Source organism: Desulfovibrio sp. MES5 (assembly GCF_002237645.1).
GTDB lineage: Bacteria > Desulfobacterota > Desulfovibrionia > Desulfovibrionales > Desulfovibrionaceae > Desulfovibrio.
The window spans coordinates 161,214-186,780 of the sequence record NZ_MJUZ01000041.1; the positions used below are offsets into that span (position 1 = coordinate 161,214).

24 protein-coding genes and 1 tRNA gene are annotated in these 25,567 nt (G+C 54.8%); 7 read left to right on the top strand and 18 right to left on the bottom strand.

Annotated elements, in window-relative coordinates; genetic code table 11:
- Window positions 1–191: 191 nt before the first annotated feature.
- The 10 genes from BCS36_RS11085 to BCS36_RS11130 form a co-directional block, all read right to left on the bottom strand.
- Window positions 192–332 carry a hypothetical protein gene (locus BCS36_RS11085; RefSeq protein WP_291302956.1) on the bottom strand — a complete coding sequence of 47 codons (141 nt, stop codon included), beginning with the start codon at window positions 330–332 and terminating at the stop codon, window positions 192–194.
- A gap of 82 nt (window positions 333–414) precedes the next feature.
- Window positions 415–720, bottom strand: a complete 306-nt coding sequence (locus BCS36_RS11090) for a hypothetical protein (protein WP_291302957.1) — start codon at window positions 718–720, stop codon at window positions 415–417.
- 520 nt (window positions 721–1,240) lie between these two features.
- Window positions 1,241–1,786, bottom strand: coding sequence for a hypothetical protein (locus BCS36_RS11095; protein WP_291302958.1), 546 nt, complete (start codon window positions 1,784–1,786; stop codon window positions 1,241–1,243).
- A gap of 222 nt (window positions 1,787–2,008) precedes the next feature.
- Entirely contained in the window at window positions 2,009–3,235 is a 1,227-nt protein-coding gene (locus BCS36_RS11100) for a sulfite exporter TauE/SafE family protein (RefSeq protein ID WP_291302959.1), read from the bottom strand.
- 1,393 nt (window positions 3,236–4,628) lie between these two features.
- Window positions 4,629–5,030 carry a 4Fe-4S binding protein gene (locus BCS36_RS11105; RefSeq protein ID WP_291302960.1) on the bottom strand — a complete coding sequence of 134 codons (402 nt, stop codon included), beginning with the start codon at window positions 5,028–5,030 and terminating at the stop codon, window positions 4,629–4,631.
- Between the two features lie 3 nt (window positions 5,031–5,033).
- Entirely contained in the window at window positions 5,034–6,116 is a 1,083-nt protein-coding gene (locus BCS36_RS11110) for a nickel-dependent hydrogenase large subunit (protein ID WP_291302961.1), read from the bottom strand.
- Window positions 6,113–6,592 (bottom strand): NADH-quinone oxidoreductase subunit C, encoded by a 480-nt coding sequence (locus BCS36_RS11115; RefSeq protein ID WP_291302962.1) that lies wholly within the window; start codon window positions 6,590–6,592, stop codon window positions 6,113–6,115. The genes BCS36_RS11110 and BCS36_RS11115 overlap by 4 nt, the downstream gene beginning before the upstream one ends.
- Before the next feature lie 18 nt (window positions 6,593–6,610).
- Window positions 6,611–7,168, bottom strand: coding sequence for an NADH-quinone oxidoreductase subunit B family protein (locus BCS36_RS11120; RefSeq protein WP_291302963.1), 558 nt, complete (start codon window positions 7,166–7,168; stop codon window positions 6,611–6,613).
- Window positions 7,169–7,180: 12 nt separating this feature from the next.
- The gene (locus tag BCS36_RS11125) at window positions 7,181–8,032 is read right to left on the bottom strand and encodes a respiratory chain complex I subunit 1 family protein (protein WP_291302964.1); all 852 of its coding nucleotides are present in this window, start codon (window positions 8,030–8,032) and stop codon (window positions 7,181–7,183) included.
- Window positions 8,032–9,987: a proton-conducting transporter membrane subunit gene (locus BCS36_RS11130; RefSeq protein ID WP_291302965.1), complete on the bottom strand. Its 1,956-nt coding sequence runs from the start codon at window positions 9,985–9,987 to the stop codon at window positions 8,032–8,034. The genes BCS36_RS11125 and BCS36_RS11130 overlap by 1 nt, the downstream gene beginning before the upstream one ends.
- Window positions 9,988–10,409: 422 nt before the next feature.
- Between BCS36_RS11130 and BCS36_RS11135 the strand changes: the two genes are divergently transcribed.
- Window positions 10,410–10,676, top strand: coding sequence for a hypothetical protein (locus BCS36_RS11135; RefSeq protein WP_291302966.1), 267 nt, complete (start codon window positions 10,410–10,412; stop codon window positions 10,674–10,676).
- A 506-nt stretch (window positions 10,677–11,182) separates the two neighbouring features.
- Here the strand turns inward: BCS36_RS11135 and sdhE are convergent.
- The 3 genes from sdhE to sdhA are packed head-to-tail and all read right to left on the bottom strand — an operon-like array spanning window position 11,183 to window position 14,833.
- Window positions 11,183–12,037 carry an 8-methylmenaquinol:fumarate reductase membrane anchor subunit gene (gene sdhE, locus BCS36_RS11140; protein WP_291302967.1) on the bottom strand — a complete coding sequence of 285 codons (855 nt, stop codon included), beginning with the start codon at window positions 12,035–12,037 and terminating at the stop codon, window positions 11,183–11,185.
- 4 nt (window positions 12,038–12,041) lie between these two features.
- A complete protein-coding gene (gene sdhB, locus BCS36_RS11145) occupies window positions 12,042–13,001 on the bottom strand; it encodes an 8-methylmenaquinol:fumarate reductase iron-sulfur subunit (RefSeq protein ID WP_291302968.1) in 960 nt (319 codons plus the stop codon).
- Window positions 13,001–14,833 (bottom strand): 8-methylmenaquinol:fumarate reductase flavoprotein subunit, encoded by a 1,833-nt coding sequence (sdhA, locus tag BCS36_RS11150; protein WP_291302969.1) that lies wholly within the window; start codon window positions 14,831–14,833, stop codon window positions 13,001–13,003. Before sdhA ends, sdhB begins: the two co-directional genes overlap by 1 nt.
- Window positions 14,834–14,858: 25 nt before the next feature.
- On the opposite strand from sdhA, the gene BCS36_RS11155 reads away from it, so the two are divergent.
- On the top strand, window positions 14,859–15,101 hold the full coding sequence (locus BCS36_RS11155) for a hypothetical protein (protein WP_291302970.1): 243 nt from the start codon (window positions 14,859–14,861) through the stop codon (window positions 15,099–15,101).
- A gap of 377 nt (window positions 15,102–15,478) precedes the next feature.
- Here the strand turns inward: BCS36_RS11155 and BCS36_RS11160 are convergent, their stop codons facing one another.
- On the bottom strand, window positions 15,479–15,802 hold the full coding sequence (locus BCS36_RS11160; protein WP_291302971.1) for a hypothetical protein: 324 nt from the start codon (window positions 15,800–15,802) through the stop codon (window positions 15,479–15,481).
- Here BCS36_RS11160 and BCS36_RS14185 point away from each other — a divergent pair.
- The 5 genes from BCS36_RS14185 (at window position 15,740) to BCS36_RS11180 (ending at window position 19,530) form a co-directional block, all read left to right on the top strand.
- Window positions 15,740–16,204, top strand: coding sequence for a cache domain-containing protein (locus tag BCS36_RS14185; RefSeq protein ID WP_367209435.1), 465 nt, complete (start codon window positions 15,740–15,742; stop codon window positions 16,202–16,204). The genes BCS36_RS11160 and BCS36_RS14185 overlap by 63 nt on opposite strands.
- Window positions 16,205–16,350: 146 nt before the next feature.
- Entirely contained in the window at window positions 16,351–16,992 is a 642-nt protein-coding gene (locus BCS36_RS14190) for a GGDEF domain-containing protein (protein WP_367209441.1), read from the top strand.
- A gap of 559 nt (window positions 16,993–17,551) precedes the next feature.
- Window positions 17,552–18,100: an N-acetyltransferase gene (locus BCS36_RS11170; protein WP_291302973.1), complete on the top strand. Its 549-nt coding sequence runs from the start codon at window positions 17,552–17,554 to the stop codon at window positions 18,098–18,100.
- A gap of 124 nt (window positions 18,101–18,224) precedes the next feature.
- On the top strand, window positions 18,225–19,253 hold the full coding sequence (gene argF / locus BCS36_RS11175; RefSeq protein ID WP_291302974.1) for an ornithine carbamoyltransferase: 1,029 nt from the start codon (window positions 18,225–18,227) through the stop codon (window positions 19,251–19,253).
- A gap of 200 nt (window positions 19,254–19,453) precedes the next feature.
- Window positions 19,454–19,530, top strand: a tRNA-Arg gene (locus BCS36_RS11180).
- Window positions 19,531–19,793: 263 nt separating this feature from the next.
- On the opposite strand, the gene BCS36_RS11185 is transcribed toward BCS36_RS11180, so the two are convergent.
- The 4 genes from BCS36_RS11185 to BCS36_RS11200 form a co-directional block, all read right to left on the bottom strand.
- A complete protein-coding gene (locus tag BCS36_RS11185) occupies window positions 19,794–20,000 on the bottom strand; it encodes a 4-oxalocrotonate tautomerase family protein (RefSeq protein WP_179981035.1) in 207 nt (68 codons plus the stop codon).
- Between the two features lie 65 nt (window positions 20,001–20,065).
- Window positions 20,066–21,262, bottom strand: coding sequence for a PLP-dependent aminotransferase family protein (locus tag BCS36_RS11190; protein WP_291302975.1), 1,197 nt, complete (start codon window positions 21,260–21,262; stop codon window positions 20,066–20,068).
- A gap of 187 nt (window positions 21,263–21,449) precedes the next feature.
- Window positions 21,450–22,847 (bottom strand): aryl-sulfate sulfotransferase, encoded by a 1,398-nt coding sequence (locus BCS36_RS11195; protein WP_291302976.1) that lies wholly within the window; start codon window positions 22,845–22,847, stop codon window positions 21,450–21,452.
- Window positions 22,848–23,851: 1,004 nt separating this feature from the next.
- Window positions 23,852–24,292, bottom strand: a complete 441-nt coding sequence (locus BCS36_RS11200) for a thioesterase family protein (RefSeq protein WP_291302977.1) — start codon at window positions 24,290–24,292, stop codon at window positions 23,852–23,854.
- Window positions 24,293–25,567: the final 1,275 nt, after the last annotated feature.

The window sequence follows — 25,567 nt, forward strand, 5'->3', positions numbered from 1 at the left end:
CAGCGCTTTAAAGGCGGTCTGCCCCCTGCATCAAGCCCAAAAGGCGGGTTCCTGCGAACCCGCCTTTTTCTATACAAAACGGGAGGCCCGTAAGCCGGGCCTCCCCAAAACAGCGGTCAGCATCAGTCGTGAAAACAACGTCGCTGAAATTATGCGTATTGCCGGGTCTGGAGCCTCCAGGGAAGCACTGATTAAAGAGCCTCCTGGAAACGCGCAGTTATTTCTTTTGGCAAGGCATGATCTTTTTTTGAAGCAGGAGTGGATCTTCCGTCCTCGACTGTTTCAAAAAAGCGAAGCAACGCCGCCAAACGGAATAAAATCAGCGTTTCCATAGGGGATGGGGCGTGGGGGCGGGACCTTTTGCAAAAGGGTCCCGCCCCCACAAAGCATTTCAAAGCATCGTTACGCCTACGCCTAGCCCTTGGAACCGCGCTTGGAGGCCTTGAGGGGGTTGACCTTCTTGGCGGATACGGTTTCGCTCTTGATAAGGTTCTGGTTGTTGGCCCACAGTTCTTCGGGGTCCAACCCCAGGGCGCGCAGCCTCTCGTTAACATTCTGGCGCGCGGCGCTGTAACGGTTGGTGTCGGCAAGAGGTTTGCCCACGTAATTGGGCGTTGTCATATACAGGCCGGTACTGTCGATGGCCAGCAGAAAGGTTGCGTTGTTTTCTTCAACGGTCTGAATGACCATCTCCTCTGTGGTGCCAAAACGTGTGTACATGCGGGATCTCCTTATGGTGACGAGCCGGGGCAAAACCGGTTCGCGCGGCATGCCCCATCATTGAGAAAATGAATTTCATTGTCAAGATAAAATCCCTGGCCGCTCTCTCACTCACTCGATATCACAGCCCCACGGCAACCCCATATACCTGATCAAAACATGCCGAATCAGCAGGCAGTGGTTCTCTGGCTACTGTCCGAACAGGCCTATGCCACGATGAATTAGTACACATTCTGTTCATTGCGGCAAGCCCCTGGCCAGGGTGCGCAACATGTTCAGTCGTGGCGGCAAAAACTCCCGACTTTGTGGCGCATGGCGCGGCCTGGAAAACCCGCTCCCGGTGAACCTCCAGGGGGGTACTCTGAATCGGGGCACCTTTAAAAAGCTTCACATTTCAACGTGCCATTCTGCCGAAATGTGATTTTCGACAGAATCCCTGCCATGTTGCGGCGCGCTGCACCTTCGCATCTCGTTAGAGCATTTGACCTTTTTCAAAGACAGAATGCTTCAGGATACAATCCTAGGGATACATGACGTTTTGCTGCGAAAGAGGCTCTCTTTTGCGCAGTTGCAGCTTTCGCCAGACCTTTGAAAAATACATACGCAGCGGGATGTAATACAGCAGAAACCAAAAAACCATGCCCGGCTGGTTGCCGAACAGCGGCAGATCAAATGGCAGAACCGGGCTCAGCAGGCCGAACCGCAGCTGCATCCAGGCAAACACAATAGGAACCGGCCACAGAGAGGCCACAAAAAGCGCTCCACTCAGCGAAAAATGGTAACCAAAGGCTTCGTGCCCCTGCCGGTTGACGGCCTTGAAGGTTTCCTTGCTCCCGGTGGAGAGCGCCTGCTCGCTCAGCGTATGATAGTGCTGCATCTGATCCTGATATTTCTTCAGGCGTTTGGCATGCAGCCTGTTGGCCAGGCTCAGGGTGACAAGACCAAGAAGCACGCAAATGAGCGCCAGGCAGCCCACGCCAAAAAAGTAGCCCACTTCCGGATGCGGTATCATCCGAAAAGGCAGCACCAGAACGGGATCGAGCCAAACAAGAAATGTGTCTATCATAAGAAATACAAAAGCACCTTGTGTCTTCAGGGTTTGTTGGCGGCTGAAATGGTATGCCTGTACCATAACGCAATGGCGCGGCGGAGACAATTCTCCGCCGCGCCATTATTTTTACATCTGGAACCGGGACCGCCGGTGCGCTTGAACCCCGGGATCAGGCTGACCAACTGCCGGGTCGCCGACCTTGAGGATTACGCGTTCCACGGCGGCCGTACGTAACTGCTAGCCAAACATCTTGATTTGGAAGAAGCCGCGCAGCACGTAGTCTGTGCCCACATAGAGGGCCAGCACGATAAAGAGGCGCTTGAGCCAGATTTCAGAGAAGAAGCGGGAGGTGTAGGGACCAACGATGGAGCCCACAGCCACGCCAAGAAGCTCGATGCTCACCAGATTCCAGTCCACCAGCGCGCCGTGCAGCATGAGGGTCGTGATGCCCGTGATCATGCTCACCAGAACGGCCAGAGCGGAAGTGCCCGCAGCCAGATACATCGGAAGCTGGGTCACGCTGGTGATGAAGGGAACCAGCAGGAAGCCGCCGCCCACGCCAAGGAAGGCCGCGATACTGGCGATAACAACGCCGCCGATGAAGGGCAGCAGCGGGTTGAAAGAAAACTCGACGCCACAGAAGGTGAACACACAGCGGGTGAGGCTGAAGGATATGAGGCTCACGCCAGTGGGCGACTTGGCGCCGTCGCTTTTGCTCTTGGCGGCGGCTTCAAAAGCCTTGGCGGCTTCCTTGGCTTTGGCCTTGGAACGCTGCCCGGCGGGCGAGGTTTCCCAAATAAGATACAGGCCCAGCGCCAGCACGAACATACCAAAATAGCCCTGGTAGGACGAGAAGTTCAGCTTGCCAGCGGTGAGCGAGGTGGACAGATACGCGCCCACAATGGAGCCAAGACCCAGAGCAATACCCAGGGGCAGCACCAGACGCTTCATACGATAATAACTGAAGGTACTGATAACGGCTGAAAGACCGGCAAGCATCTGGTTAGAGGCACGCACAGAGTCGGTGACAGCCTTGTTGAGCGGTGTTTTGCCGAACGACTTGGCATAGTTGCCAAGGCCGTGCACGCTCATGTGCCCCACACCTGCCATAACGCCGCCAAAAGCGCCCACGGTGGAGAATATCCAGCCCACCCACAGGGCCCAGCCAAAGGCCAGTATGAGGTTAACCTTGGGGCCGCCGGGAATGCCCAGGTAGCCGACTTCAGCAGCGGCATTGTACGTTTCGGGGGCGACCTTGAGCTGCTCGGCAATGGCTTTTTTCAGCCCGGCTGGCACCGACTGCAGATGTGCAGCGATAGCAGGATCATCAATGGCCTTGGCCGGTGCCTTGGCAGCTTCAGCAGCCGGAGCAGCCGGAGCCTGCCCTTCAGCAGCAAAGACCTGACCTACGGTAAACAGCAACAACAAAACTAGACTGCCGCCAACCATCCATCTGTTTTTCATAAAGTTTCTCCTCCAGGTTTACTTTATATACGACCAGATCATGCACGTCTGCTCGCGCAGACAGCGCAGATATGATCCCAAGCCCCGAATCATTGAGAAAAAAGTTAAACAATTCACATGAGATAAGTGAAAATAAGCACTCACCTTGCAAAAGGCAAGCACTACCGCAAACCTGTGGCGCCAGAGTCGGTCACTTTGTTTGAGGTACAGGGGTGCTTTCCTTAGTATCGTGTATAAACATTCATTTTGCAATACCATATCACCAAAAAACATTATCACGACCACATAAAAAATACCTGTCCATTCAATACAATATCTACATACTTAAAAACAACCATACGCAATGTGTCTACAAAATCAATTCATATACAAAACAGTAAATACAATTTGTGACAGGTATTAACCATTTTTCCCATGTTATATAATAAATATAGCAACATACTAATTACATTTCATTCATAAATATATTTTTGTTACTCCAAAGCCAACAGCAAAATGGATACATGTGAAAATTGGAGATAAAGTAAGAATGTCTCGCACCAGTGTCATCAAAAATTGGTAATAGATATTTTTACGATAGGCCGCGATCAACTCTTTGAGGCTGTCCCGTTACAAATCCCTGCGAGCTGGAATTCACATACTGGCGAAGCACAGTGCTGGCCCCACTCCTTGTCGCAACCAGTTCAAGCAGGGAATGTTCCAGCAACTCTGGAGCGTTTTTCCCCTTGATCACATTGACTATGAAAGACTTCACATTTCAGTTTGTCTTTTTGCGGCAAAATATAAATTTCGGCAGTGTCCCCGCCATGTTGTGAAACACTGCACTCGCGTGCAGCGTTAGCGCCCCTGCCCTTTTTTAAGGTCAATGCGCTAAAATGCTCGAACGCGCGAGAGCAGATGCCCGCCGTGAGGCATAAGGGCAGGCGCTCCCATTGCCGCAGGTTCTGCGGGGTAAGACGGCGGCGTGTACCTGCGCAATCACGCGGCCCAATAGTCGCGCCACAACCCTTGAAAAGAGGCCTTTCAACGCAGGCCGCACCAGCAATGCAGCGCCAAAGACACGCGGTGGGCGAAAGATACGCAGCAGCCAATGCCGCGCTGAAGTTGTGTCCGCGAAAGAAAGATGCGCAGACCAGCAGTAGCCGTGGCGATAGTACGCCTGCGACCAGAAAACGCGCGGTCCGTGCCTCAAGGTTGCCCCAAGATTGCGCAGGTATCGCGCTGATATTGCGCTGATACTGCGCCGTGACCAGAAAATGTGCAGGCCGCAAACTTGCGCCCAACATCGTGCTGTAGCCGAAAAAGTACGGGCGGCCAGCAAATATAACAAAAGACCGCCCTGTAAAGGCGGTCTTTTGTTATATCCGACTACGGCGTGGGTGACGCCGTGGCCCTATTCGCTTTCAGTTTTATCCTTGGCGCTGGCCTCTGCCTTGCCCTTGGCTCCGGCGCTTTTCTTGACGCGCGGCGTGCCTGTGCGCAGCACCCTGAACTTGGTTACCGAGGGTTTGCGGTGCGTTGGAACCTGCATCAGGCATTTGGTGGGGCATTTTTCCACACAGGCCGAGCAGTACACACAAAGGAAGGGGTCATACACCCATTGGCCTGCCTTGGCGTCCACGGTGATGGCATCCGTGGGACAAACCTTAGCGCAGGTACTGCAGAATATGCACCTTTCAACATCATTGGTTATTACGCCCCTGTATGCCGGGAAGGGCTCACGCTCTTCCAGCGGATACAGCCGCGTGGAGGGCTTACCCGACAGGTTGCGCAACACGTTTTTGAGCATGTACATGAGCTACCTCTCTGTGCAGGAGATGCACGGGTCTATGCTGAGCACTATGACCGGCACGTCGGGCAGTTTGCAGCCCGGCAACATGTGCAGCAGGGGCGGGACGTTGGCGAATGTTGGCGTACGCACCCGCATGCGTTCCAGATACTTCGTGCCATTGGCGCGTATGTAGTAGAACAGCTCGCCTCTGGGCTGTTCAACGCGGAAGACGGATTCACCATCAGGATTGCCGGGCACCTTGACGGTAAGCTCGCTCTCCGGCAGGCGGTTCAGGGCTTCGCGGATAAGATCCATAGAGTGCAGCACTTCATAGAAGCGCACCTTGGAACGTGCGTAGCAGTCGCCGTCGTTTTCCACAACAGGGATAAAGTTAAGGTCGCTGTAGGCTGCGTAGCCGTGCATGCGTTCGTCGATTTCCCATCCGCTGCCGCGCAGGGTGGGGCCGGCAGCGCCGAGCAGGCGGGCGTCGTCCTTGCTGAGGTAGCCTATGCCGCGCGTACGTTCCTGCACGGTATAGTCATCCAGCATGGTGTTTGTGAGTTCGCGCATGCCCTTCTGCAGTTCGTCCAGACGGCCAAGCATCCAGCGGATCTGGTCGGGCGCGAGGTCGCGGCGCACGCCGCCCACCACGTTGACCGACAAGATCACGCGGTTGCCCGCTGTGGCTTCACAAATGTCCATGACATGCTCGCGGATGCGCCAGAACTGCTGGAACACGCTTTCAAAGCCGAAAGCGTCCGCAAAGAGGCCCAGCCACAAAAGATGCGAATGGATGCGGTGCAGTTCCGACCAGATGACCCGCAGGAACTGGGCGCGCGGCGGAGCCGTGATGCCCATCATGTCTTCAATGGCGTTGCAGTAGCAGTTGGCGTGGATGCAGGAACAGATGCCGCAAATACGCTCCACCACAAAGACCATCTGGTTATAGTCCTTGGTGCGCACGAGGCTTTCCAGGCCGCGATGCACGAAGCCGAGCTGGGGAATGGCCCCCACAACGGTTTCGTCCTCCACCACGAACTTGATGTGCAGAGGTTCGGGCAGCACAGGATGCTGCGGCCCGAAGGGAATCACTGTGGTGCGGTTGCTCATGCCTGATCTCCTTTAGCGGATTCTGCCTTGGCGTCATCCTTGGCAGCCGCGGCGGGACGCCGGACGGTGGTCATAGTGAAATACGGGGCGTGGGTAACTTCGCCTTCCAGATACATACCGCCCTGGTAGTCCAGCGGCAGGCCCGCAAAACGCACGCCAAACTGGTCCTGGGTCTCGTTTTCAATAAGCACCGCGCAAAAGTAAATGGAGCTGATGCTCGGGATGGGCGTATCCTTGTTCACATCCATACGCAGGTGCACCATGCCCTTGGCGTCCGTGGGCGCCCACACGCACAGTTCGGGATTGTGGCGCAGGTCGGACATGGTGAGGTTTTCGTCAAAGTGATAAAACAGTCGCAGGGTGTTCTCATCAACGACCGTCTGCGACATGGTGACAAAACGGCATTTGGCGTTGGCCAGGCGCTGCACTTCAGCAAGCAGCGTGTCGGGCGTCACGTCCTTGGCTTCAAAAAACATGATTGCATCCTCTCCGGGCTAACCCGCGTTTTGCTGTGACTTGTCGCCTTCGGCAGCGGGGGCTTGTTCGTCCCGAGCGCCAGCGGGCGTTCCGTCTTCGTCGCCCGGCATGAAGGTCGCTTCGGGCATGGGGCCCATGCCCATCTTGGCCTTAAGCACTGCCAGAGCTTCCACCACTCCGTCAATGATGGCTTCGGGCTTGGGCGGGCAGCCCGGCACAAAGACGTCCACGGGGATGATGTTGTACGCGCCGTTAAGCACATTGTAGGTATCCTTGAAGACGCCGCCGGAAAGGTTGCATGCGCCTATGGAAACCACAGCCTTGGGCGAAGGCATCTGATCATAGATCTGCTTGAGCACGTGACGGTTGCGGTGGTTGACCGTGCCGGTAACCAGCAGAACGTCCGCGTGCTTGGGGTTGCCAGCGTTGACAACGCCAAAGCGCTCCACGTCATAAATGGGCGTGAGGCAGGCCAGAACTTCAATATCGCAACCGTTGCAGGAGCCGCAGTCAAAGTGGACTATCCAGGGAGACTTCAGACGGCTCTGCTTTATCATTTTATCTACAAAACCCATATGCCTGCCTCCTTACGCCACATACAGCCATAACAGATTAACCAGGGCCAATCCCATGCCGAGCAGCAGAGACTTCTTCTGCACCATCCACTGCCAGGTGAGCCGGGCCGTGACGTTGTCGATGAGAATTTCCGTAAACAGTGAGGCAACCACCAGCGTGGCCATGCCAATGACGCTGGTATGCCAGAACATGGCGCAAAGCCCGAGAATGAGTATCAGGTCAAGCCAGTGGGCCACTTCAATGATGCCCAGGAACGGACCCGAATATTCGGTCTGCACGCCCTTGACCAGTTCCTGATGTCCGTGATGGCTGGCCGAGATATCAAAGGGCGACTTGCGCAGTTTGATGGTCAGGGCGTAGCCGAGAGCCAGGAACAGCAACGGCATCTTGAGCAGCAGGGGCTGCTCCTGCGCAAAGACGGCTTCAATTGAGAAGGAGCCCGTGCACATGGCAAAACCCACAAACACCAGAATGAGTATGGGTTCATAGGCCAGCATGAGCAGAAGCTCGCGCTGTGCGCCGATGTTGCTGTACGGCGAGGGCACGCACAGCGCGCCCACCACCTGAAAGACCGCGCCCACCGTGAGCACGAAGAACAACAACAGCAGGTCGCCGCCCATAAAGAAGATGAGCAGGGACAGGGCCGATGAAGTGAGCGTCATATAGGCGCTGAAAACCAGCCATGCGTTGGTGACGTAGGCTTCTTTGCCGAACAGTTTGAGCACATCGTAAAAAGGCTGAAGCAGAGGCGGCCCAAGACGCGATTGCAGGCGCGCCGTGACGCGGCGGTCCACCCCGGTCAGCAGCCCCCCCAGCAGGGGCGACAATATCAATCCGCCGATAGCACTGAGGATGGACAGCATCAGAGCAGACCTCCTACCAGGACGATGAGAAAGGCCGTGGAAATAATATCAATGGCCCTTGTGATGGTGCCTTCGCCAAAGTACTGAGTCAGATAGAAGTTGGACAGGCGCACGGGTTCAAAGGCGTTCATGGGTCCCTTGAAGCCTATCTGCCCTGCCTGCTCCTGCGTCAGGCCGGAGAAGTACGGCTGCGTATGCGCCCCGCTGGGCACCTTTCTGGCCACCTTCCAGGCGATCCAGGCTCCGAGGCCAAGCAGGATGAAGAGCAGGTAAATCCAGAAGTACCCCGCCCCGCCCGTGAGCGACGCGCCGGGGATGAAGCCTTCAGGCTTGAGGCCGAAGCGGGCGTACACGCCAGCAACGGAAGGTTCCACAAAGGTCTTCAGCACCATCGGGGAAAAGAAGGAGAACACGATGGCAAGGCCGCAGAGCGAACGCAGGGCGAACATGACCGAAGCCTTGGGGTTACCGTGCGCCGGCCGTTCGTGCAGATTGGCCGAAGAAACCAGGATGCCCGCCCAGCGTGCCCAGAACAGCACCGTGAAGGCCGACCCCAGCGCAATGAAGAAGATGATGGGCGTCATGGCCTGGGTGGCGCGCGCGATGGCTTCAATGGCCATCCACTTGCCTATGAGCATGCCGAAAGGCGGCAGCATCATCGTAAAGATGCCAATGGCCGTAATAATGGCCGTGCGGGGCATCTTGCTGTACAGCCCGCGCATATCTTCGATATCGCGCGATCCGATGCGCTGCTCAATGGCGCCCACGCACATGAAGAGCAGGCCCTTGGACACGGAGTGGTAGATGATGATGGTTGTGGCCGCCATCATGGACGCTGCGGTATTGATGCCCACACAGGCGATGATCAGGCCAAGGTTGGCGATGGTGGAATAGGCCAGAATCTTTTTGGCATTACTCTGGCTGACCGCGAGAATGCAGGTGCCCACAAAGGTGAATGCGCCGAACAGCGCCACGATGGTGGACATAGTGGTGTCTGCAAAGGCCGGGGCCATGCGCAGCAAAAGATAGGTGCCAGCCTTGACCATGGTGGCGGAGTGCAGCAGGGCCGAAACCGGAGTGGGAGCTACCATGGCTCCGCACAGCCAGCTTTCAAACGGCACCTGGGCCGACTTTGTAAAGGCAGCCAGACAGAAAAAGGCGAAAGGCAGCAGCATGGCTGTGCTCTTTACATCCATAGACGTCATTTTTTGCAGGACGATTTCAGTGGACAGCGTGCCAAGGCTCTTTTGAACAAAAAGCATGGCCGAAACAAAGGCGAGACCACCAAGAACGTTCATCCACAAGGCGCGATAAGCATTGGCATTGGCTTCCTGCGTCTGATCATGACTGATGAGCAAATAGGAACAGAGGGTTGTTACTTCCCAGAAAAAAAACATCCACGAAAGATTGTTGGAAAGCACCAGGCCATTCATGGCCCCAAGAAAACAGAATATAATGGCGAAAAAACGGGGTTTGCGCGATACGCGCAAATGCAGATGCTCTTCATGAATATCCATGTAGCCCAGGCCGTAGATGGTGATAAGACCACCCACGACGGTAATGATGATAACCATGATAAGCGAAAGGCCATCAGGCGCAAAGGCCGTGATGGGCGCTGCTCCGTCCGCAAGAACGAACTTCAGGTAGAGAAGACCCACCAGCTGCAGCACCGTCATGCCCATGACAGTTCTGCTGCCGAGTTTCCAGCCCAGTCCCAGAATATAGAGCAACAACAACAGGTCAAGCAGGCTGAACAGGCTGTCCAGCGGTACGCCACAAAATGATTCCGCCTCCAGGCGGAACGTGCCGTGAGCTCCCATGATCACGGCGGCCAGCGCCATCACCGCAACCGCTGCAGGCACGAGCAGCTTACGGCTGCGGTCAAGCTGTGTGAAATAGAGTACAAGCGCTACAATGAACGGCAGCGCCACACAGCAAAAAACAAGTGTATTCATAATTTTTGCCCCACTACATTGTGAGTTGTGAAAATATTCACCCTAAAATTGTCCCTCACAACATAAAACTAATGTGTTTCCTCCTTCCTTGCCAATACATTTAGCTTTTTCTAGAGTTAAACGAACTGGCATTTTGCGTCAATAAGAAAGAAAAATCCTTCGTTCATTGGTTAAACAGTCCATAAAAATTTCGTGTCGTTACTTGCCTTTCGCTCAATATGCTTTCATTTTTTTTATTTCCATAACAGCGGTCTTGTCCTGCTCTTTTCTGCGCTTCATTTTTGGGGCAAGTCTCAAAATTTGGTTTTCGGGTAAATTACCAGGCAAATGGCATTGCGCGCAAACTCTGTACCGGTGTTTCATGTGACAATAAGTACAGTCAAGCCCTGCGTGCAACAGTTGCCAGAACAAAATGTCGCAGCATGAAACAGTTCAGAAAAAATGTTCAAGCGCCAGTTTCGCCTGGCGGCGTGCATGAAAGCACAGTCCTTTGGTCTGGTTTTTACGATCCGCGCACAGTCATTCCGACGCTAGCGCGCCGCTTGCCCCTAAAAAGACCAGATCAGCCCGTCAGCGCTGCACCCTGCCTTTTGCACAGGGATGGAGCAGATCAACGCTGCAATGATGTGATGCCGGGAATCCGCTACCCCAACTACCTGCTTCAAAACAGAAATCCTTCAAAATTTTAGAGTGATTTAACTTTTACATTGCTCTGACGACTGCGTGAACAGACGTGGCTCCGGAGGGCAAGCGCAGTTTATACTGCGCGGTTAAACGCCCTAGTGAGCGTGCCGTAAACTTTGAGAATATACATTCTCAAGGCTAATTTGCTCAAGGGGAAGGGGGCGCGAAAGAGAGGAGACCCGCTTTCAAAAGGCTCTCCCTCCCCCACAAAGCGCTGTAATATGGCAGCGCTCGCCATTCAGCCCTAGAACCTGCCGACCCTGTACTCCCTTTACGCCAAAACACAAAGGCGGCCCTTTTCATGACGGAAGCGGGCACTCACGCGCTTGCCGGATGAAAAGGGCCGCCTGACGTTGCGTCATTAGAGCATTTAACACTTGAAATGCTTGCGTTCGGCGGCAAAAGCCTGCCCGCTCGCATTTCGTGGCAAGGATTTTCAGGAAAATCCCTGCGGAGCAGTTAACGCATTTCATTCGCAAACTGCTCTAAAAACGCGGTCAGCTATACGGCGTTAGCCAAGCTTGGTGGCGTCAATGACGTTGTAATCGAGCCCCAGTTGCTTGCCGGGGATGCCAAGGGCCAGGCCCACAAACTGCGAAAGGTGCAGCACGGGCACGCGTGCCTTGGACTTGCTGATTTCCTGCGCATTGTCCTGGTAGATGTCCAACTGCATCTGACAGAGAGGACAGGGGGTGACAATGCAGTTTGCGCCGCCGGCAGCGGCATCGTTGACGATTTCGCTGGTCATGTGCATGACGGATTTTTCCGCCGGATAAACGGCGTGAAACCCGCAGCAGTCCAGCCGCTTGGCGAAGGGAGCGGTTTGTGCGCCCACAGCGCTGACAATGGTTTCAAAGCTTGAGGGATTCACGGAGCTTTCGAACCCAAGGGCAGATTCCGGCCGCAGGCTGTGACAGCCGTAGAACGCCGCCACTTTAAGACCTGTGAGCGGCTTGACGACCTTGGACTTGAGCATATCGGCATTCTGGGCCAGCACCCAAAGCAGGCTGGTCACATCGCTTGTGCCTTTGTAGGCCATGTTCCCCTTGGCCAGAAAGGTATTGATGCGGTCTTTCTGCCCGTCGTCCAGTTCCGCCTTGGCGCGGCGCAACATGAGCAGACAGGTGCTGCACGAGGTGAGCACGGGCAGCCCCATCTGCTCGGCCAGCGCCAGATTGCGCGCGTTGGCCACCAGGGTTGCCACATGGTCCACGTCCTGAGCCTGCGAAGCGCCGCAACAGCTCCAGCCGGGGATCTCCTTGAGCGTTATGCCCAGTACGGGGGCCACAGCCTCAAGGGCCATCTTGGATTCCTTGGCGGCCTGAGTCAGCACGCAGCCGGGAAAAAAGGCAAATTCGGTCTGCATACGGTTACTCCTTCGCAGCGGCGTGCGCCGCCTCAATCATCTTCACAAGGGCATCGTGCCCCTCAATGGTTTCGCCGCCGAAAACTTCCAGCGGATCCATCTTGCCCTGCCGCAGCAGGGTGATGGCCATACCCGCCCTGGCCAGGGTGCTGACGCCCTCAGTGCGCAGGGCAAGCCGCACCTCATTAAGCCTGCCGGAATCCTCCACCAGGTCGGTATAGAAGGATTTGGCGTGGGCGGGCCCAACGCCCTGAGTCATGCCCTTGGACATGACCATGGCGCGCATGGCCGCGATGTCGTCTGCGGAGCTGATGCCCTTGGGGCACCGGTTGGCGCATTCCTGACAGTGCACGCAGTTCCACAGGCCGCCAGCCACAGAAGGCTTGCCGTGCAGCAGCGGATCCTTGGTGCGCGAGTCATTGGCCACACGCCAGGCATGCGTGAACACGAAGGGTTCCATGTAGTCGCGGTTGTCGGCGGTGAGCTTGTTGCACTCCGAAGCGCAGCAGCCGCAGATGATGCAGTCCCACTGCTTCTTGATGCGGTCAAATTCCGCCTGGGTCTGGCGGCAGCCTTCCTTCACGGAAAATTCGGACTTGGCCACCATGCCGGGATGGATTTTACGCAGGTTGTCCACTGCGGGTTCCCAGTCCACCACAAGGTCTGAGATGACCTTGAAATTGGCCAGGGGCGAGATGCGGAACGTATCCGAAGCATAGGTTTTCATGAGGTCGTCCATCTTGGTGTCGCAGGCCAGAATGGCATGGCCGTTGACCCTCACGCCGCACGCGCCGCATATGGCGCAACGACAGGACGCCGTGAAATTCAGCGTGGGGTCCTGGGTCTGCTTGATGAACAACAGGGTATTGAGCACCGTCTTGCCCGCCACATCGTCGGTGGCAAGCGTGTAGCTCTGCTCGTAGTGTTTTTTGCCGTCAAAGCGGCCAATAATAAGGGTAGCCATCAGTACTTCCGCTCCTCAGGCTTGAATTTGGTGATTTCCACATCTTTCCAGCCCATGTGCAGCTTGCCGCTCTCATCCATGGTGACCATGCTGTGCTTGAGGTAGTTGGCGTCGTCACGCTTGGGGAAGTCCTCGCGCGTGTGCGCGCCGCGGGATTCCTTGCGCTCGGTTGCGGCAAGACAGGCGGCCTGGGCCAGTTGCAGCATATTCCCCAGCTCGACGTATTCCGTGAACACGGAGTTGTAGACCGGGTTGGCGTTGGGCACGCGCAGGGCATCATAGCGCGAGCGCATTTCGGCCAGAGTGTCGGCCAAGGGCGCAAGCTTGCTCTCGGTACGGAAGATGCCCATATTGTCCCAGAGCTGTGCGCCCATTTCTTCGCGCAGGGCATACATATCCTTGGCGTCGCCCCCGCTTGTGACATTCTTGAAGCGGCTCTGCCACTGCCCCGTCAGATCGGCCAGGCCCTTGCCCGTGCTCTGATCAGCCGTGGTCGCAAAGGCAGCCGCGCCGTCTCCGGCGATCTTTCCTGTAACCACCGCATCGGCCAGAGAGTTGCCGCCCAGACGGTTGGCGCCGTGGATGGACACGCAGGAAGCCTCGCCAGCGGTAAACAGACCGGGCATGACTGTGGACATGTCGTCAAACTTGGCCACAGCAATGCCGCCCATGGAATAGTGCGCCGTGGGGCGGATAACCATGGGCTTGTCCACAAGGTCTATGTTTTCGAACAGCTTGCCGACGTGGCGGATCTGCGGGAGGTCATTGACGATCTTGTCCCTGCCCAGATGCACGAGATCCAGCAGCACGTAGGATTCCAGACCATGACCATAGCCACGACCCTCGCGGATTTCGGTTTCAATGGCGCGGGCCACGATGTCGCGCGGGGCCAGTTCCATCTTGGCCGCCGCATAGTTTTTCATGAAGCGTTCGCCCTTGTTATTGAGCAGATAGCCGCCCTCTCCGCGCGCCGCCTCGGTGATGAGCACGCCGCCGTGCACCACGCCCGTGGGGTGGAACTGGATCATTTCCGGGTCCTTGAAGGGCACGCCTGCGCGCAGGGCCGCCGCCACGCCGTCGCCGGTGGCGATGTACGGGGTGGACGTGCGGTTCCAGAAGATACGGGTATACCCGCCAGTGGCCAGCACCACGGCCTTGGCGCGCACCGGGGCGATTTCTCCGGTACGGATGTTGCGCAGCACCGCGCCTTCGCAACGCCCGTTATCAACGCCCAGATCCAGCAGCTCATAGTCCATGAGGAACTTCACGCCATGGGTCAGGGCCTCGTCCAGACAGACATGCGCCACAATGTGACCCGTCTTGTCGGCGGAATAGTTGCAGCGCACCTTGGACGCGCCGCCAAAAGGCCGGGCCTTCACCCTGCCGTCTTCGGTACGCGAAAAAGGCATTCCCAGGTAGTCCAGTTCCAGAATCGTGGGGCCTGCCTGCTCGCAGAACTTAAGCGTGGCATCCTGGTCCACAAGGTAGTCGCCGCCCTTGACGGTGTCATAACAGTGCAGCTCGTAGGAATCGCCCTTGCTGAAGTCCGTAACTCCGTTGATGCCGCCTTCGGCCATACAGGTGGCGTTGCGGGAAGGCATGCACTTGCTGACCACTACCACGCTGAGTTTGGGATTGTTTTTCATGGCGGCCACAGCGGCACGCAAACCCGCGCCGCCCGAACCGATGATAAGAACATCACATGTGGCCATGGGGCCTACGCCAGTAACGGCTGCCAGGGCCTTATCAAGGCCGCTGGCGCTCACCGTCAGCGCGCTGAGGGTGATACAGGCCGATTGCAGAAATTTTCTGCGGGTAAACTGTTGCGTCATAAAATAATCCTCAGTGGTAAATGGGATGTCTCCGGCAATCTGGGCGGGTTCATGCATTGAATCCGGCAGCCGCGCGGCTGAGGCATCCGATTATTACAAATTGTTTGCACAACCAAACAGCATTCCGCTTGTGCTGTCTGTATCCTACCGCATCACACGGTTAAGAGTAAACAGCCTTATTAACATCCTGGAAAAGAAAAGAAAAATCTTTCTGATTCAAAAAACAGCTGGCGAAAACATCCCTGTCCCGCGTGGCAAGCGCTCATAACATGCCAAAATAAAAAGAATATAAGACAATCTATGTAAACCCACGGCAAAAACGGCATTTGTGAGCCCGCCATTAAAACTAAAATTTTTAAAACTTTTTGTATTTCGCCAAAAATGCTACAAAAATAATTAGTACAGGCAGTGAACCGTTGAGGCGCCTGCCTGCGTAAAAAACAAAAATGTGCTTGCGCACACACACCTTCCAATTGGCCCAAACAACAGTCCGGCAGGGCTGAAATCCATCAGTTTATGCCGGAACACATGCCGCAGACCAGTTTGAACAATTTACAAATGCATGCCAACCTTCTGAAATAAAACAATATGTTTAATTTCAGGCTGTTCAGCTTTTTATCCCTTGCCAATAAATAGATTAAGGTATTAAATATACATATCATTCTGTAGAGGATAGGCATGTACAGAAGCAAGCAGCAGATTAAACGCATTTACGCCATAGCTTTTCTTGTCGGCGGCTTTTTCCTTGTCTGCAGCCTTATGCTGCTGCGACACGCGACCAGGCAAATCGAGCAGGTGAACATAATCCACCTGTATGAAACCACAACGCAGTTGCGAGTACTGCTGCAACGTCAGCTGGCGCAAAATTTTCAGACCCTTCACGGTCTTGCCACTACGGTCAGCTACATGCCGCAGCAAAAAACGCTTCCGCTGCATAAAGAAATCAGCAACAACAGCAACTTTATACACATTGGCCTCATCGCGCCTTCAGGCAGGGGCGATGTGGCTGACGCGCAGGGCGTCATCGCCCACGACGTGGACTTCTCAGAAGAGGACTCGTTTCGCACGGCCCTCGCGGGAGGAACGGCGCTCTCCCCTCCGCGCAAAAACCCCTATGGCCCAGGCCGCGTGATCTACTGTACGGTGCCTGTTCCCAGTGATGATCACGTCAGCCATGTGCTGATCGGGGTGAGCAAGGCGGAAGTTTTTTTGAATATTCTCAGCACGCCCCTTTTCAATGCCAAAGGCTTTGCGGGACTGATCGACGCGCAGGGGCGCTTCATTCTGTCTTCAGACCTTGGCCCCGCCAATGGCGTAGAGAGCATTTTTGACCTTGGGCATATGATGAGCCCGACTACCATGAGGCCCTGAACAAGCTGGCCCGGGGTCACAGACATTATTTTTTGTATCATGCCGGAAATAAACAGTACCTTGCTGCGTTTGACCCAATCCAGAACAACAACTGGCTTCTTTTCTGCTCGGTTCCGCTGGACGCGCTGGACCTCGTCTCCCCTCTGTTGCTGTATGGTGGGGGCATTGTCACCATTCTGGCGCTGATCTGCTTTCTCTTCCTGGCCTGGCGCGTATACCGGCTGACCGAGTGGCGCGACCGACAACTGCAAAAGCTGGCTTTTGTTGACCCCGTAACCGGCGGCATCAACAGCCATCGTCTGCAACTGGAAGCAACAGAACTTTTGCAAAAAAATCCGGATACGATCTTTGCCATTTGGCTGGCAGATATAAAAAATTTCAAGTTTTACAATCAAATGCAGGGAGTCGAAGCGGGCGACAAAGAGTTGCGGCGCATTGCGCGCATACTTGAAAAAAACTGCCGTGGCCCGCTTGCCCGCTGCTGCCACATCGCAGGTGATACCTTTGCAGGAATTCTGCCTTTTACGGGCCATGAAAACCTGATCGCCACATTCGCTCAGGCCGCCAGCGACATAGAGAAAGGGGCATGCCAGCCCTCCGATGCTTTTCCCCTTCACCTGCATGCCGGCATTTACACTACAGATACCATTGAGGAAGAAGACCTGCCCTTTATGGAAATGATCAACAGGGCCAGCATCGCCCTGCTTGTTGCCAAAACTCAGGAAGAAAGCGCCTTTCGCTTTTACACCAAAGATATCTGCGAGCATGCCCTGAGCCTCTGTCAGTAGATCAGACTGCCGTTGAGGCTCTTCACATTTCAATTTGTCATTCTGGCGAAAATTGCGATTTTCGGCAGAATCCACGCGCGCTGCGGCGCGCTGCACTTCGTGCAGCGTTAGGGAACCTAACCGTTTTTCAAAGCTAAAATGCCCTAATCCGCAGCGTCGGTGCTTATCCATTTTCGAGGTCTACGGCACGCCAGGCATCCCATCTGCGCTGCCAGCGCGCGCGAGCACCTCGCATATCTGCTACATCCTTGGGCAACGCAGCGTTCTAACGGTGTTGTATTGGCGTCACGGTGCGCCCTCGTCGGCGGCGTCCCAGCAATCAGGACGCTGTACGCCCTTGCGACGCGGACTGCACAAGCCGCCGCCCGCAATACAGCCGCACGCCAGCGCCCTGCAAGCCCAAAAGTATCTTGCGCCCCGAAACCAATAGTGCTATGAAAAATCTTTGTTTCAAATTTTGCCGTAAACGGCTTGCGTTTTTCAGGCTGTGCCTGCCACCACGCATTTCGCAGGCTGGCGGCTTTCAATTCTTTACCCCCCTGAAACAGAGGCAAAAAAAATGCCCATCGCCATTCCGCGCTCAGGCGCTGATGATAGGCCCATTGTTCCCGATGTCTGCATAAGCGACCTTTCCAAGCTGGTCATCCGGCCCGCTACGGTTGAGGACGTGCACGGCATGTCGGCGCTTATCAACCAGTATGCATCGGCTAACGTCATGCTGGCCCGTGGCCCCCAGTACCTGTACCAGCACATACAGGACTACATGGTGGCCACAGCGCCCGCAGCGGACGGCGGCCGCGATGTCATCGTGGCCTGTGGGGCCGTACACGTTCTATGGGCCGACCTGGGCGAAATCCGCTCTGTGGCGGTGCATCCGTCCTGCCAGGGACAGGGTTTTGGCAAGCGCCTTGTGTCAATGCTGGTGGAGCGCTGCCGCAGCCTTGCCCTGCCGCGAGTCTTTGTTTTTACTCTCGTGCCGGATTTCTTCGCCAAATGCGGCTTCAAAGAATTCGACAGGGACGACATGCCCCCAAGCGTTTGGGTTGAATGCAGCAAATGCCCCAAATTCTACTGCTGTGACGAAATCGCCATGCTTCTGCCGCTATGATGCGGCGCGCCGTTTTGACGGCGCACCCGGCAGCACAGTGAAAAAGGGCTTCAACCAGCACAGCAGGGCCAGCCAGTTTTAACATTCGGCAGGCCCCTCACTCCATTCAAAGGCGGAACAGCGCATGAACAGACTGCAAAAAAGAGACTTCCTGAAGGAAACCGACTTCACCCCGGAAGATCTCACCTATCTTCTGGATCTGGCGGCCAACCTCAAGCAGGCCAAAAAAGCGCGCCGTGAGCCAAAATTTTTGCGGGACAGAAATATTGTCATCCTGTTTGAAAAAGACTCCACCAGAACCCGCTGTTCCTTTGAAGTGGCCGCATATGACCAGGGCGCGAACATAACCTATCTTGGGCCCTCCGGCTCGCAGATGGGCAAGAAGGAGTCGCTGGCTGACACGGCCCGCGTGCTCTCCCGCTTTTATGACGGTATCGAATACCGTGGCTTTGGCCAGGAACGTGTGGAAGCGCTGGCCGAACACGCTTCTGTGCCGGTGTGGAACGGGCTGACCAATGAGTGGCACCCCACCCAGCTTCTGGCGGACATGCTGACCATGCGCGAATGCTGCTCCAAGCCGCTGAACCGTCAGACCATGGCCTATCTCGGCGACGCGCGCTATAATATGGGCAACTCGCTTATGGTTGGCTCTGCCCTGCTGGGGCTGGATTTTCGTTCTGTGGCCCCGCGGGCGCTGTGGACCTCTGACGAAGTGTACGAAACAGCGTGCCAGATCGCCCAAAAAACCGGGGCCCGTATCAGCCGCACAGAGAGCGTGGAAGATGGCGTTCGCGGCTGCGACTTTCTGTCGACGGATGTCTGGGTTTCCATGGGCGAACCTGACGATGTGTGGAAGGAGCGCATAGAGCTGCTCACCCCCTACCGCATCACAGGCGACACCATGCGCCTGACTGGCAATGACGACTGCAAATTTCTGCATTGTCTGCCCAGCTTCCACAACCGCAGCACTGCCGTGGGCGAAGAAATCTTCCAGCGGTTCGGCATTGATTGTATGGAAGTAAATGACGAAGTTTTTGAATCGCCGCGCAATGTGGCCTTTGAAGAGGCGGAAAACCGCCTGCACACCATCAAGGCCGTGATGGTTGCGACCCTGGCTGACGAGCCGCTTGTTTTCGACGGAAACATCGCCTGACAGCCCAAGACTCATAGGCAGGAAAACATGTCTGGAGGCTCTGCAGAGCCCCAATCCGCGAGTCCGGCTTTTGAGGTCTTGTGACTTGCAGCCAGCTTGCTGCCCGAATATGTCTATTGGCAGAGTAAGATATTGACGAGCAGCGACGCTCTCCCTATAGTGGTGCGCCACAACGCCGGATGCCGGTGGCATACGGATACGCGCCCGTAGCTCAGTTGGACAGAGCAGGAGCCTTCTAAGCTCTTGGTCAGGGGTTCGATTCCTCTCGGGCGCGCCAGAAAAAATATCCCCCTTGGTGGAGTTTTCCGCCAAGGGGGTTCGTTTTTTTAAGCTGCGCCGCCTGTATGCCATAAAAAACATGACAAACAGCTATGCCGATTACATTCAGACAGAATGCAAACGGCCTGAGATCCAATTCTGTAAAAATCCCGCTCCAGAGCCTGTACCCCTGCCCTCTATCGCAACATGGCAGCGCTGGCGTTGCCAGATGCCGGCGACCCGGACGGGAAAAAGGCAGAACAGCGAGTTGCCCCGCTACGGTTAGCCCATCTTTCTGCGTTCAGTGATGCTCTGCCCGCCAATACCCCAGTTGTCCATGTCTACTTCTTCAATAATGACCACTGTGGTGGCAGGATTTTTGTTCAGCACGCGAACCAGCAGGTCAGTCACGCCCTTGATCAGTTCTGCCTTCTGTTCCGCAGTTGGAGCCTCTTTGCCGCCTGTCACCTTGATATTCACGAATGGCATATCGCCCTCCAGGATTTTGTGCGCCCTGCACCGTGGCCCGACAATTTGCCGGGAGCGCGCAGTTTTTACCGCGCGCAGGCCAGGTGGTCGTTCAGTACATCAGCAATGATGGAAACGCCTTCTTCAATACGGGCTTCTTCCATATTGGAAAAGTTCAGGCGCAGGGTATTTTCGTGCCCGCCGTTTGGAAAAAAAGGCCCACCTGGCACAAACGCAACTTTGCGCTTTATACAGGCATCAAGGATAGCTCGAGAATCCATTGACTTTGGCAAGGTCACCCAGGCAAAAAGCCCTCCTTCAGGCCGCGTGAAGCGAACTCCCTGAGGAAAATGACGCTCCAGAGCAGAAAGCAGAACATCCCGCCTGTTTTTATACACGCCAAGAATATTCCTGATGTGAGCGTCAATATCATGCTTTTCAAGATAGGCGGCGATTACGGCCTGGACAAAAGTATTACTTTGCAGATCAACGCCTTGCTTAACAAGAACGTACTTTTGCACGATGCTTTTGTTGCCGGCTACCCAACCAATTCTAAAGCCCGGGCAGAGTATTTTTGAGAATGACCCAAAAGAAATGACCCAACCTTCTTTGTCAAATGACTGCACTGCCGGAAGAAATTTGCCCTCAAAGCGTAACTCGCCGTAAGGGTTGTCCTCCAGAACCATAACCTTGTATTGGGCGGCCAGTTCAGCAAGCCGCTTACGACGGTCCAAACTCATCGTTCGCCCGGTAGGATTCTGAAAGTTGGGGATTACATAAATCCCCTTGACCCGCGCAGTCGTTTCAAGAAGCTTGGCAAGATCATCCATGCGCATGCCGTCTTCGTCAGTGGGCACTTCCACAAAACGGCAGCCGTAAGCCCTGAAAGCGGTAATAGCCGCAAGATAGGTCGGGCTTTCGCACAGGATGACGTCACCTTCATCAATAAAAACCTTGCCGCTGAGGTCCAGCCCCTGCTGCGACCCATTGGTTATCAAGATGTTGTCTTCATTAAAAGCAGTGCCCAACGTGGCGTTCATTCTGCCCGCTATCCATTGGCGTAAAGGAAGGTACCCTTCAGTAGTGGCGTACTGCAAAGCTCTTTGCCCGTCATGCGCCAACACTGACACGCACACATCGCTTATGACATCAGTGGGAAAGAGTTCTGGAGCGGGCAGGCCTCCGGCAAAGGATATAACATCAGGCTGTTCGGTAATCTTTAAAAGCTCACGTATTTCAGAGGCTTTTAAATTTGAAATTCTTTGCGCATAGGCCTTGTTCATTGCTACACCTTCAGAATTGAAAAATAATTTCGCGTGGGGCACCTATCCTCGTTGCTTACTACTACAAAAGCAAGCAAAACCACTACCATATTTGCCAAGAAAAACTTGCTGCCACTTGCGCGCAAAAACGGCGCGGATGCTTTTGCATCCGCGCCGGGTACAGTACTGTGTGCCCTTACTGGAGCGCCTACTTTTTATTCACTTCAAACCACTTTTTTCCGTCCGTGACGATATAACCTTTGGGCGAAAGGTCCTTGCCTTTGAGGCCGGGGTAGTCGGGGGCGTAACGGTATGCGCGATGGATCATGTTCTGGTACATGTGCGTTACAGGAACGCCTTTGGGGGTGCGCAGCACATGTTCCGCATCCAGCATAATCGGGGTGTTTTTGCCTTCCATTATCGGGCTGATGAACTCCCACACGACCTTTTTATCCCTTGTGACTTCAAAAAGGTGGCCGTGCTGGGTGGAGGTAACGAGATAATTGCCGTTGGGCAGCTTTTGCGCCGCACCCTGGCGATAACTGAAGAAGCTGTTGCCGTCATTGGCCGCGTATTCCCAGACAATCTTGCCGGTGGTCATGTCCACTTCCAGTACGCGGGAGCGGTTGGGCTCGGCGCGCTCAGACCCGTTGTCAAAAATGGACATCATATTTTCGCCAATCATAGCGGCATTATGCGAGCCAAAAATGATTTGGGACTGATCGTCATACCAGGTAGGCCCCTGGCCTTTGCCGTGAGACGAAGGGTTGCCCCAGCGCCATTCAATCTTGCCAGTCTTTTTGTCGATAAGCATGGCCTCGGAGAAATTGCGTGAATTCACGAGAACCTTATCGTTACCGTCTTTGCCAGGAACAAATTCCACTGTGTTGAAGTGCGACCAGTCGTAGTTGTCGTAGCCTACGCCAACTTTTTTGGGGACGATGTAGTTGGGGTCGAGCTGGTCCTGGCCCTTGCCGGTGTGGTCTATAAGATGCCATTCCCACACGGTATTGCCGTTTTTGTCCACTTCACGCACAAAATCCACCCAGAAATCGTTGAGCGCTTTGCCCTTGATCATTACGGGCTCTGTGGGGATGGTTTTGGGGTCACGGCCCTTGGCCACCATCTTGTCGTTGGAGACTCTCTCCCAACCCAGAATCAGAGTGTTGCCATTGGGCATGCGGTCAAAGGTATGGTGCGAGATATGATCCTTGTCTGCCATACGGTAAGACCAGACCACATTGCCGTCCCAGTCCACTTCGTCCAGAATGCCAGCCCAGCCGCCTATCTGCGCGTTCGCATCTTCATCTTTTACATTGCGCAGCAAGAGCAGGTTGCCGTTGGGCAGCAGGCGGGAGTGAAAACTGGAACCCTCAGCGCCTTTGACTTCCCACGTGTGGACAATGTTGCCCTCCATATCCATAAGATAGGTAACTTTATTTTTTTCAGTGGGAGTGAATAGCGTATAGCCGTTAAAACACTTGTCTTTCTCGTAATACAATACACCAGTGGGCCCGTTATGAAGCTCGTAGGCAACCGCATTTACGGCAAAGGAAACAGCGAAGGCAAAAACCAGAAGCGTAAGGCGCTTGAATCTCGTTCTCATAACCTCTCCTCTGTTCAAGTGAAGTACGAATTCCCTCCCGTGGAGGATCTGAAAAGATTGTGACAGGGTTCACTATCTGCAAATGTAGCATAGGCTACAAATTTACAGGCAATAGGCCTTTTGCTATCCAATATACTACAGTTATTGATTATTTTTTTGATACTTTTTTAAGCCAACACCCCGATGCCTTTGTTCCCGGAACAAAGGAGCATGGAATGTCAGCCCGTTACGCGACAAGATAAAAAAAGATTAAGGCGAGCAGGGTTGTCAGCAAGAGTAGGCAAATTTTGAAATGGCGTGACGCCAGAAAGAAACGATTGCTGCCCTGCGTAAGATCAGATGACCCTTTGCAACATGCTAAAATACAACAAAATATTTTAGGCAGTGAGTCGTACTGAAGGCGCCCCTTTTACAAAAGGGACTCCTCATACACAAAGCATTTCAAGCACAAAGCATTTCAGGAGCACACTGCCTGCCGGGAAGAAGCGCCGCGTGGCAGCGCGAAAGCAAAGGAATACAAGCATTGAACGCGCGTTATCTAACGAAGGGCGAAAAAGCGGCGGTCCAATATGTTGGGGTTGGCGCTTGCCCGCGCAAGACACGCGGCAAGCTGCAATAACAGAAAAAATCACAATGGCGAGTAGCGTGAGGCCGCCTAAAGCATACGGCAAATCACGGTCACGTGCAGGGCAACCAAGGCCAACCCTCTTCTTCGAAGCTAGGAGATAAGCAGGCCAAACTCCGACACGCATGACTTGTTCCAAGGGTTCACCCTACCACAAACAATGGCGCCGAAATCGCCAGGCAACAGCAACCAGGTGAAGGAAGTGAGTGAGCAGCGGCTGGCGCTCTATCGCGCCCAAAGGTTGGTGCATGACCGCAAATGCAGGTTCTGCCTTATCGGCGGGTCTGCGGTTGGAGACAGCACCGGCATGTACATGCGAGATTTGCCGTCCCCGGCGCGGGATAGTTGTGCGAACGCATGTTTGCACAAATAGTGCGCTCTAGGTCGACAAAAATTCTTTGTCCCCGTTGTCGTCAGCAATGCATTCAAACACTGTCTTGAGTTCTTCAGGTATTCTGACTGGCCGTCCACTGGTGAGGTCGATGTATACCCACTGGGTTTCCGCTTCGACAAGCACGGCATCATCAGATTCACGCACAAAGCGGTAACGCCGTACGCACTGGCGGGAGGCGAATGAGGAAATCCATGTGGCAGCCACAATGTCCTCGCCAAGCAAGGCCGGACGCTTGTAGACCACAGAGTGACGCCGCACTACCCAGCCCTGCGCCAGTTTTTCATAGCGGGCCATGTCCCAGCCCTTTGCGGCGGTGTGTGCCGTGGCCAGGTCCTGCATCCACTGCACATAACAAACATTGTTGACCCGGCCCTGTCTGTCGATATCCCGGCCGGAAATATGTATCTTTTGTCTGAAAATGGACATCCCAAATCACTCCAGTAAGTAAGCTGTGTTGGGTACACAATACGCCGGAAGCCGCCAAAAAAAAAGTCCCGCCATGCTGGATGGATGCGGAAGCCAGTAAAGCTGTGCATAAAAAAGAACCATCAGACACAGTCAGACGCGCCTGAGTACTTCAGCAATTCATGGTCATGAAAAGTCTTTTGAAATAATAAGGTTATTTATTAATTCCGTTAGTCAGTCCGTGAATGGCGTTGCGCGGCAAGGAGGGAGATCGCCGAGCGCAGAGGGGACGCTCGTCAGCATAAGCCGTGCAGCCCTCGGGGGATGACGGCAACGGGAAAGCCCCAGCGGGGTAGTCCGGGGGGAGTGCAGAGGGGCCTCGGAGGGGTGCCTATACTGCCCCCCTAACAGGCCCCCTCTGCCGCCCGCCGCGCAGGCGGTCCATATGACGAATATGGTAAACGACAAGAACCTGGCTGCCTTAAACGCAACGTGCTGAAAATCGTGTGAATCAGACAACTAAAACAATGCGTGCAGTCGTAACGTAAGCGGAGCTGCGGCTACGGAAGAAGAAGAAGAAGAAGAAGAAGCAATTTTGCGTTTCGGCGCTGTCACGCCTCTTGCAGCGCGACTTTCTTGCGGCGTGTCGCTCGCAAGTCCCGCGCCAGCGCCTCTTATACGATGTGGATTCAAGAAAGGCAGAAAGATGACTGGGGGGACTGCCTCAAGAGAATAAACTGCAACTTTACTATGTAGATTCAAGACACGCTGAACAATGGCAGCGGGCATCTTTGCCTCAGAAGAATAAACCGCAACCTGCAAGCTAAGGCGACAGCTGTTGGGGTAGTCACAGCGGGGGGAAGAAAGGAGCGCAAAGGAGCAAAGATAAACCCTGCTACAGAACGGCAAAAAGCCCTCCGGGCTTAAGCGCGAAGGGCTTTTGAAAAGATATTGGCAGCGGTCTACTTTGCCTCAGCCGTTAGCGCTAAAAGTGCTTTGCGGATGAGGACAGCAGCGATCCCACATGACGTTTGCCTTAGCCATAGGCGAGGTTGGAGCCGTGCTGCGTGAAACGTGCCCAGAAAGGGCATTCCCCTTGGCCGTTCTTGCGGCTTAGGGGAACAGACAGCAGCGCTACGGATAAGGACGGCAGAGCGGAGAAACGGCTTTGGCGTAAAATAACAAAGCTCCCCGCGCAAGATGCAGCGGGGAGCTTTAAAAGATGTTGGCAGCGGTCTACTTTGCCTCATGACGTTATGCAGTATCATCGACGATGGAGAGCTTAACTTCGTCCGG